The sequence below is a fragment of the Paraconexibacter sp. genome, from assembly GCF_041602235.1.
Classification (GTDB): domain Bacteria; phylum Actinomycetota; class Thermoleophilia; order Solirubrobacterales; family Solirubrobacteraceae; genus Paraconexibacter.
In genome coordinates this window covers 1-8,036 of record NZ_JBFIGP010000174.1, presented here as the reverse complement: position 1 = coordinate 8,036, position 8,036 = coordinate 1, and the positions used below count along the sequence as shown (strand labels likewise).

The 8,036-nt window shown below is 71.3% G+C and carries 11 protein-coding genes; 7 read left to right on the top strand and 4 right to left on the bottom strand.

Annotated elements, in window-relative coordinates; all coding sequences use genetic code 11:
* Positions 1–528, top strand: a 528-nt coding sequence (locus ABYE80_RS13680; protein WP_372790839.1) for a PucR family transcriptional regulator, incomplete at its 5' end; no start/stop codon positions are given.
* Between the two features lie 43 nt (positions 529–571).
* Complete coding sequence (locus ABYE80_RS13675; RefSeq protein WP_372790838.1) at positions 572–838, top strand: hypothetical protein; 267 nt, start codon at positions 572–574, stop codon at positions 836–838.
* A 31-nt stretch (positions 839–869) separates the two neighbouring features.
* On the opposite strand, the gene ABYE80_RS13670 is transcribed toward ABYE80_RS13675, so the two are convergent.
* The 3 genes from ABYE80_RS13670 to ABYE80_RS13660 all read right to left on the bottom strand — a co-directional run bounded on the left by ABYE80_RS13670 (position 870) and on the right by ABYE80_RS13660 (position 3,932).
* Complete coding sequence (locus ABYE80_RS13670; protein ID WP_372790837.1) at positions 870–2,519, bottom strand: SulP family inorganic anion transporter; 1,650 nt, start codon at positions 2,517–2,519, stop codon at positions 870–872.
* 17 nt (positions 2,520–2,536) lie between these two features.
* A complete protein-coding gene (locus tag ABYE80_RS13665) occupies positions 2,537–2,851 on the bottom strand; it encodes an ArsR/SmtB family transcription factor (RefSeq protein WP_372790836.1) in 315 nt (104 codons plus the stop codon).
* Between the two features lie 130 nt (positions 2,852–2,981).
* On the bottom strand, positions 2,982–3,932 hold the full coding sequence (locus ABYE80_RS13660; protein ID WP_372790835.1) for a hypothetical protein: 951 nt from the start codon (positions 3,930–3,932) through the stop codon (positions 2,982–2,984).
* Between the two features lie 124 nt (positions 3,933–4,056).
* On the opposite strand from ABYE80_RS13660, the gene ABYE80_RS13655 reads away from it, so the two are divergent.
* The 4 genes from ABYE80_RS13655 to ABYE80_RS13640 all read left to right on the top strand — a co-directional run bounded on the left by ABYE80_RS13655 (position 4,057) and on the right by ABYE80_RS13640 (position 6,325).
* On the top strand, positions 4,057–4,518 hold the full coding sequence (locus tag ABYE80_RS13655) for a YeeE/YedE family protein (RefSeq protein ID WP_372790834.1): 462 nt from the start codon (positions 4,057–4,059) through the stop codon (positions 4,516–4,518).
* Complete coding sequence (locus ABYE80_RS13650; protein WP_372790833.1) at positions 4,518–5,018, top strand: DUF6691 family protein; 501 nt, start codon at positions 4,518–4,520, stop codon at positions 5,016–5,018. The genes ABYE80_RS13655 and ABYE80_RS13650 overlap by 1 nt, the downstream gene beginning before the upstream one ends.
* 179 nt (positions 5,019–5,197) lie before the next feature.
* Positions 5,198–5,392 carry a hypothetical protein gene (locus ABYE80_RS13645; RefSeq protein ID WP_372790832.1) on the top strand — a complete coding sequence of 65 codons (195 nt, stop codon included), beginning with the start codon at positions 5,198–5,200 and terminating at the stop codon, positions 5,390–5,392.
* Positions 5,393–5,494: 102 nt separating this feature from the next.
* Positions 5,495–6,325 (top strand): SDR family oxidoreductase, encoded by an 831-nt coding sequence (locus tag ABYE80_RS13640; RefSeq protein WP_372790831.1) that lies wholly within the window; start codon positions 5,495–5,497, stop codon positions 6,323–6,325.
* An 8-nt stretch (positions 6,326–6,333) separates the two neighbouring features.
* Here ABYE80_RS13640 and ABYE80_RS13635 read toward each other — a convergent pair whose 3' ends face one another.
* A complete protein-coding gene (locus ABYE80_RS13635) occupies positions 6,334–7,116 on the bottom strand; it encodes an SGNH/GDSL hydrolase family protein (protein ID WP_372790830.1) in 783 nt (260 codons plus the stop codon).
* Between the two features lie 78 nt (positions 7,117–7,194).
* Here ABYE80_RS13635 and ABYE80_RS13630 point away from each other — a divergent pair.
* On the top strand, positions 7,195–8,036 hold an 842-nt coding region (locus ABYE80_RS13630; RefSeq protein ID WP_372790829.1), incomplete at its 3' end, for a serine protease.

Genomic DNA, 8,036 nt, shown 5'->3' with positions numbered 1-8,036 from the left:
GCGTGGGCGTGGACCTCGGGCGACGGGTGGGCAGACGCGCTTCCGACCCGCTCGGCGGTCATCGAGGACCGGTTCAACGTCGCCTTCGGCGGGACGCAGCAGGGGCTCGACGGGATGCGCCGATCGCACCGCGAGGCGCGCGCCGCCCGGCGGGTCGGCGAGGTCTTCGGCCTGCGACCCGGCGTGATCATCCACTACCCCGCCGTGTCGCTGAGCTCGTTGCTCAGCAGCGACCCCGAGCAGGCGGTGGACTTCATCGCGCAGGAGCTCGGTGAGCTCGCCGGCGACAGCGATGCGGCGACGCGCCTGCGCGCGACCGTGGCGGTGTACCTCGAGGAGCGGTCGAGCCCGTCGCGGACGGCCCGCCGGCTCGGCATCCACCAGAACACGGTCATCTACCGCGTCAGACGCGCGGAGGAGATGCTCGGGCGGTCGCTGGACGAGCGCCGGCTGGAGCTCGAGTGCGCCCTGCGGCTGTTCGCGGCACGCGAGGGCCTGAGAGACCAGGCCGAGGGGCCCGCGGGGTAGTCCGTCGGCATGATCGGCGCCGCGACGGGGTACGCGAACCTGCATGTCGAGGAGTTCACCGTCGAGCAAGACGCTCACCCTCACGACCGGCGGCATCACGCTGCTCAGCGTGCTGCTGAGCGTCGGCACCAGCGTGGGGATGGGGATCAAGGGTGACTGGTGGGTGCGCGTGCTCGCCGGACTCGGTACGACCCTCGTCCTCGTGGTGGTGGTGAAGCTGGGGACCGACGCGGGCCGTGGACCGCTCGCTCGCGCGGCCCAGTGGGTGATCGGCTACGACGACGAGGACGCCCCGGGGGAGCGGTCCTGAGGTCTCCGAGCGCCGCGTTCCCGCAGCGGCCTCAGGCCGCTTGCGGCCTCGCGGCCGGTTGCGCCTCCCCGGCCACGTGCCTGCGGGCGTGCGCCAGCGCCTGCTCGATCCCCGGCAGCACGTGGTTGCGGTGCACGAGCGTGTCGAGCACGCCGACCCGCTCGAGCAGCCGCAGGTGCTCGTCGCGGACGGAGGTGAGCAGCACCGTGACGTCGTGATGCTGCAGGTGCCGGATCAGGTCGGCGAGCGCCACGGCGCCGGTGGAGTCCAGGACCCGGACCCGGCCCAACCGCAGGATGACGACGCGCACGTCGCCCACCTCCGTGAGCTCCAGGAGGAACCGCTGAGCCGCGCCGAAGAAGAGCGCCCCGTCGAGCCGGTAGGTCACGATGTGGTCGGCGAGCAGCGCGTGTTCGAGGACCGGGTCGACGTCGACGGGCATCGCCGCCTCGCGCTCGAAGGTCGTCGCGTCGGCGACCGCGCGCAGGGCCAGCAGCGACGCGAGCGCCACGCCGACGCCGACCGCCACGACGAGATCGAACGCCACGGTCGCCGCGGCGGTCACCAGCAGCAGCGTCGCGTCACCGCGGGTGGAGCGCAGGATGCGCCCGACGGTGCCGAACTCGACCATCCGGACCGCGGTGACCATCAGCACGGCGGCCAGGGCGGCCAGCGGGACCCGGGCGAGCGTCGGGGCGAGCGCCAGGACGACGACCACCAGCACGAGCCCGTGGGCGATGGCCGCGACGCGCGTGCTCGCCCCCGCCCGGACGTTGACCGCGGTGCGGGCGATCGCGCCGGTCGCGGGCATCCCGCCGAAGAACGAGACGGCGACGTTGGCGAGCCCCTGCCCGACGAGCTCGCGGTCGGGATCGTGCTGGCGGGTGTCGGCCATCCCGTCCGCCACCTTGGCGGAGAGCAGGCTCTCGACCGCGGCGAGCGCGGTCACGGCCATCACCGCGGACAGGAGGCCCGGGATCTCGCCCGGGCTGACGTCCGGGAGCGACGGGCTCGGGAGGCTCGCGGGGATGTGGCCGATGGTGGCGACGTCCAGGCCGCCCACCTGCGCGACCGCTGTGCCCACGGCGACCCCGAGCAAGGACGCGGGCAGGCCGTGGTGCAGCCGTGAGGCGGTGAGCATGGTCACGGCGACGGCGGCCAGGACGACCAGCCCGCCGACGTGGACGTTGCCGGCGTCCGCGAGGGCACGCACCGCGACGGCAGCCGTGTTCTCGCCGTCGGGGCGCGGGACACCGAGGGCCATCGGCACCTGCTGGAGGAAGATCAGGATGGCGACGCCGGCGGTGAAGCCCTCGACCACGGGCCAGGGGAGCACGGACGCGTAGCGGCCCAGCCGACCCACGCCGGCGGCGACGAGGAGCAGCCCGGCGAGGAGGGCGACGATGAGGACGCCGTCCGGACCGACGGAGGCGACGACGGGTACGAGGACGACGGTCATCGCGCCGGTGGGGCCGCTGACCTGCACGTCGGAGCCTCCGAACACGCCGGCGACGATCCCGGCGACGATGGCGGTGATGAGCCCCGCCTCGGCACCGAGGCCCGACGCGACGCCGAACCCCAGCGCCAACGGGAGCGCGACGATCGCGACCGTCACGCCGGCGAGGAGGTCGCCGCGCCAGGTACCTCGAAGCCCGCGGTAGTCCGCGGCGGCCGGCAGCATCCTGTGCGCCGGCAGCCTCACGACTGGCGCAGTTCGTCCCGGGTGGTGGTGAGCATGTCCACGAGGATGTCCTTGCTCACGGCCAGCAGGTCGGGGACGCGCTCGTCGGCGACCCGGTAGATGACGTTGCTCCCCTCTCGGCGCGCGGTCACGAATCCGGCGCGGCGCAGGACACCGAGCTGCTGGGAGAGCGCGGGCTGCTCGACGGTGACGTACTCGAGCAGCTCGGAGACCGAGCGCTCTCGCTCGCTGAGCAGCTCCAGCACGCGGATCCGGAGGGGGTGGCCGAGCGCCTTGAAGAACTCCGCCTTGAGCCGAGGGATATCACGCATAGAAACATGAGGATATCACGAAAGCTGCATATGTCTGGGGGTGGGCGACGCCCGGCGTGTACGAACGCGACGCTGCCCCGGCACGAGACGCACCGGGGCAGCGTGTCCTTCGCGGGATCGGCGCGGTGGTCTACCTGAGGTAGTTCGGCAGCTTCTTCCGCACGTACGTGTAGCCCGGACGCACGGTGCCGTCGGGGTTGGTGAGGCCGGCGTCGAACCGCTGGTCGCAGCCGGCGCCGGTCCACTGGTAGATGTAGAGCCGCTTCACGCCGCTGCGGCGGTACCGGTTGGCGAGGCTGAACATCCACCGCAGCCGGTCGCGGGCCCGGTCCACGTCACACGGGAACGAGCGCCCGAAGTTCACGAGACCGCCGGTCTCCGTGAACCAGAACTGGACCTTCTTGGTGTAGTCGTGCGTGGTCTGGATGATCCGGCGCGTGTACGTCGTCCGCTCGCGGTTGACGTCCCCGTAGTTGTGGATGCCCACGACCGTCGCGCGCTTGCGGTAGGTGGGGGAGAGGCGGCGGTAGAAGCTCCGCATGTACTTCTCGACCCCGCGCTGGTCCAGGACGTCGAGCGCGACCACGATGCACGAGCGGCAGCGGCCCTTGACCGCGCGGTACATCTCGCGGAAGTACAGCGCCGCGTGGTTGGGGCTGTTGTAGGTCGGCTGGCTGGCGTGGTTGGCCTCGTTCCACACGCCGAACTCCCGCACGCCGAGCTTGCGGAAGTAGGGGACGAGGCGCCGCACGGCGGCCTTGTACTCGCGCACGGACGGGCGGTGGCCCTGCTTGCTCGCGAAGTCGTTGGTGCTGAGATGCAGCAGCACCGACATCCCCTCCGCACGGGCGCGCTTGACGAACGCGCGCGCCGCCAGGCGTGGCTCCTTGTGCTCCATGACGTCCCAGCGGACGAAGTACCGGATGCGCTTGAACTTCGCCTGCTGGAACTTGACGTTGTCGAAGGTCTTGACCTGCTGGTCGCCGATGCCGATGCGGATCGGGATATCTGCGGAGCTCGTCGCGGGAGCGGCGAGCAGCCCCAGGCAGAGACAGGCCAGGCTGATTCGGAAAATACGCATAACTGCGTTGCCTATCCGAAGGGCCGAGACCTGAAACATCGACGCTTGGACGAGTATTCCCAGATATTTCGATACGGTTTAGGGAGTCTCAGATTCGCCCGCCGTCCGCGCCGAGGTCGCGCCCATGCTCAAGGAACAGATCGCCTGGTACATCGCCGGACCCACGCTGGGAGTCTGCGTGGTCGCCTGCCGCATCCTCTTCAACGCCCGTCTCGGGATCACCGGCGGGTACTCCGAGCTCGTCGGCAAGCTCGGCCGGGGCAGCTTCAGCTTCGACTGGCGGGGCTGGTTCGCGCTCGGCGTCGCGATGTCCGGGGCCCTGTACCTCCTGCTCAACGGCGCTGCCCGCTTCGAGGGCTACGGCTGGATGACGCGCACGTTCGAGGGCACCGGACAGCTGTGGATCGTCCCGCTCCTCGTCGGCTCCGGCGTGCTCATCGGCTACGGCGCGAAGCTCGCCGGCGGCTGCACGTCCGGCAACGGTCTCAGCGGGACCTCCTCGCTGTCGCCCGCCAGCCTGGCAGCGACCTGCACGTTCTTCGGCACCGCGATCGGTGTCGCAACCCTGCTCGAGGTGATCATCTGATGGCTGCTCAGCGCTTCACCGGCGCCCTGCTCGGCGTCGTCTTCGGCTTCATGCTCACCTGGAGCGGCATGGTCGACCCGGACGTGATCCGCGGGGCCCTGCTGTTCGAGGAGGCCTACCTGTTCCTGTTCATGGGCTCCGCGGTGGCGACCGCCAGCATCGGACTCGCGCTCGTGCGCCGGTTCCAGCGCCGCGCGGTGCTGGTGGACCAGCCGATCGGCTGGACGACGGAGCGCCCGCAGCGCTCCCACCTGCTCGGCAGCGTCATCTTCGGCGTCGGCTGGGGCGTGTCCCAGGCCTGCCCGGGCCCCGTGGCCGCACAGGTCGGGCAGGGCGTCGGCTGGGCGCTCCTGACGCTCGTCGGCATCGTGATCGGCGTGCGGATCTTCCTCGTGCGCGAGGCGCACGAGACCGAGCCCGCCGTCGACGCGCCGCAGGCGCAGGCGCCGACGTCCCCGGCCGCGCAGCGGCGCGAGCCGGTGCCGGTCGGCGTCGCCTGAGCCGGCTGTCCTCCTGATCCGGGCGGTTCTTCGGGGCTCGGACCCCGAAGGCTCCCCGGATGCCGGGAAAACCGCGTCGGTCTGTGACCGACGCCACAGCTCGACGACGGCCGGCGCGGAACACTTGTTCGTGCGAGGGGGGAGCGGGGATCCACGGAGATTCACGATCGGAGCCCGACATGCCCGCCACCACCGCAGCCCCCGCCCGCTACCTCGACGACCTGGACCTCTCCACGTGCGTCATCGGCGCCGACGTCGTCCTGGACCGCAGGACGCTGACCCTGTACGAGTCCTCGCACGCCGGTGAGCTGACGCTCATCGGGACGTTCGCCACCCCGGGCGAGGCCATGGGCGCGCTCGACGAGCTGCTCTAGCCGCGCACCAGCCCCTCCGACCGCCTTCCGCGAGCGCACGGCGGAAGGCGCGTGCCCGGGCCCGCGGGCGCGCGTCGGGTCAGGCAGATAACGTCGCGCGCCATGAGCGAGATCTTCCGGGAGGGCCTGCTCGACGGCCAGGTGGCGATCGTCACGGGCGGCGGATCGGGCATCGGTCGCGTCACCGCGATCGAGCTGGCCTCCCTGGGGGCGCGCGTCGTGGTCTTCGGCCGCCGCGACGAGCCCCTGCAGGAGACCGTGGCCCTCGCGGCCGACGGGCGCTGCACCGCGGTCGTCTGCGACATCCGCGAGGAGGACCAGGTCGACGCCGCGGTCGACGAGGTCCTCGGCCGCCACGGTCGCATCGACGCGCTCGTGAACAACGCGGGAGGGCAGTTCCTGGCCCCGGCGGAGACGATCACGCCGAAGGGCTTCCGCACCGTCATGCGCCTCAACGTCGAAGGCACCTGGCTGATGACCCACGCGGTGGCGACGAAGGCGATGATCCCGCAGGGCGGCGGAAAGGTCATCAGCGTGACGCTCTCGCCGCACCACGGGCTCCCGGGCATGGCGCACTCCTCCGCGGCACGCGCGGCCGTGGAGAACCTGATGCGCGTCCTGTCGATCGAGTGGGCGCGGTTCGGGATCCGGCTCAACGCGGTGGCGCCGGGGCAGATCGGCACCGACACGTTCATGACGAAGTACCCGCAGTCGATCGTGGACGCGGCCGCCTCGACGATCCCGCTCGGACGGCTGGGCCGGCCCGAGGAGATCGCCTGGACGATCGCGCACCTGGTCTCACCCGCGGGCGACTTCACCTCGGGCGCCGTCGTCACGGTCGACGGAGCGCGCGACAACCACCTCGGCGGGTGGCCGACCGCCCACGAGACCGGGGCGGACGGCGCGCCCGTCGCCGAGCAGCGCCGTCCCTGACCGCGAGGTCAGCCGGTGACCTGCCGCACGAGCGGCAGGTAGCCCGAGCTGTGCCCGGTGCGGTTGGGGTGGTAGCTCTCCCCGACCGGGTTGCTCAGGCCGTTGATCCACTCGGTGGAGGAGCAGATCGCATGGCCGGTGAAGGCCGTCGTCGGGTTCTTGAAGGTGAACCCGTACGCCGAGGCCCGACCGCTCGTCGTGCTGTTGAGCAGGTCCGCCGTCTGGTTGAGCATGACCATGTCGTCGGAGTCGAAGTAGGTGCCGGCGTTGCAGTCCACGCCCATGAACAGGCGGGGGTAGCCGAGCACGACGACCTTCGCGGTGGGGGAGCGGTTCTTGATCTGCGTGTAGACGTTGTTCAACTGGCCCGGGAGCGTGTTGCGGATGTAGTTCTGCGCCTCGTTCACCTTCGTGTCGCAGATCGATGCCCACTCGGGCTTGGCGCACTCCTTGATGACGTTGGAGAAGCCGGCGTCGTTGCCGCCGATCGTGATCGTCACGATCTTGGTCGTCGACGTGAGGCTGCTGACCTGGTTGCTCAGGACGTCGCCGGTCTTGGCACCCGAGCAGGCCGCGAACACCAGGCTGGTGTTCGCCCGCTGCTGGCTGAGCAGGTACGGGTAGCTGTACACGGACCGCTGGCAGGTCGAGTCGAAGTACGTCCGCGTGCCGGTGCCGGACGAGTAGGAGTCACCCAGCGCCACGTAACGGTCCGCGGCGGCGCTGGCCGTGGCCGGGACGAGGGTGAGGAGGGCCGCGACGAGGGCGGTCCGGAGCAATGAGGTTCGCATGGCGGGCGAGCCTTCCAGACAACCACAACCCGGTGTGAGTATTCCGCGGGCGGACGTCGCCTTGCCTATCCTGCTCCTGTGCCCGTGAAAGCCCGCCTGACCGGACTTCTCATGGCGCTCTGCTGCGGGGCGCTGCTCGTCGGCGGGCTGGCGGGTGCACAGGGACGCAGCTACCAGCCGCGCGTGGTGGGCGGCACCGCCGCTCCCGCCGACGGACGGTTCGACGCCGTCGCCCGCATCCTGATCGACCGCACGACGCAGTGCACCGGCACGCTGGTGGCCCCGCGGTACGTGCTGACGGCCGCGCACTGCGTGTACCGGCCGAAGGTGCTCGGCGTCCCGCTGGCGCCCGCCCCCTCGGTCAAGGTGACCCTCGGCACCACGCGCTCCGACGGCGCCGGGGGCACCGCCTACGACGTCGACGCGATCTCCATCCCGCCCGAGTACGACGACAACGACCACCACGACGTGGCGCTGCTGCGGCTCACGACGACCGCTTCCCAGGCTCCCGTGAAGGTCGCCGGGGTCGGCGCCCAGCCGCTGTGGGCTCCGGGCGTCCTCGAGACGGTTGCCGGATTCGGCGCCACATCGGAGGGGGGCAGCTCGGCATCGGAGATGCAGGTGGCCCAGGTCCCCATCATCGACGACGCGACCTGCCGGACCCGGTACGGGACGTTCGAGAACGCCACGCAGATCTGCGCCGGGTACCCGCAGGGTGGCATCGACACCTGCCAAGGGGACTCCGGCGGTCCGCTGTTCGGCAGCGACGCCAACGGTGCGTTCAAGCTCGTCGGCGCCACGAGCTACGGGGACGGCTGCGCCCGGCCCGGTTCCCCGGGTGTCTACGCCCGCGTCGCGGACACCACGCTGCGCGAATGGATCCGATCGATCGCCCCCGCCGCGATCGACGATGCCGTCGC

Coding starts and splice junctions, on each gene's coding strand:
- ABYE80_RS13675 (WP_372790838.1), top strand. CDS start 572: ATGTCGAGGAGTTCACCGTCGAGCAAGACGCTCACCCTCACGACCGGC.
- ABYE80_RS13670 (WP_372790837.1), bottom strand. CDS start 2,519: ATGCTGCCGGCCGCCGCGGACTACCGCGGGCTTCGAGGTACCTGGCGC.
- ABYE80_RS13665 (WP_372790836.1), bottom strand. CDS start 2,851: ATGCGTGATATCCCTCGGCTCAAGGCGGAGTTCTTCAAGGCGCTCGGC.
- ABYE80_RS13660 (WP_372790835.1), bottom strand. CDS start 3,932: ATGCGTATTTTCCGAATCAGCCTGGCCTGTCTCTGCCTGGGGCTGCTC.
- ABYE80_RS13655 (WP_372790834.1), top strand. CDS start 4,057: ATGCTCAAGGAACAGATCGCCTGGTACATCGCCGGACCCACGCTGGGA.
- ABYE80_RS13650 (WP_372790833.1), top strand. CDS start 4,518: ATGGCTGCTCAGCGCTTCACCGGCGCCCTGCTCGGCGTCGTCTTCGGC.
- ABYE80_RS13645 (WP_372790832.1), top strand. CDS start 5,198: ATGCCCGCCACCACCGCAGCCCCCGCCCGCTACCTCGACGACCTGGAC.
- ABYE80_RS13640 (WP_372790831.1), top strand. CDS start 5,495: ATGAGCGAGATCTTCCGGGAGGGCCTGCTCGACGGCCAGGTGGCGATC.
- ABYE80_RS13635 (WP_372790830.1), bottom strand. CDS start 7,116: ATGCGAACCTCATTGCTCCGGACCGCCCTCGTCGCGGCCCTCCTCACC.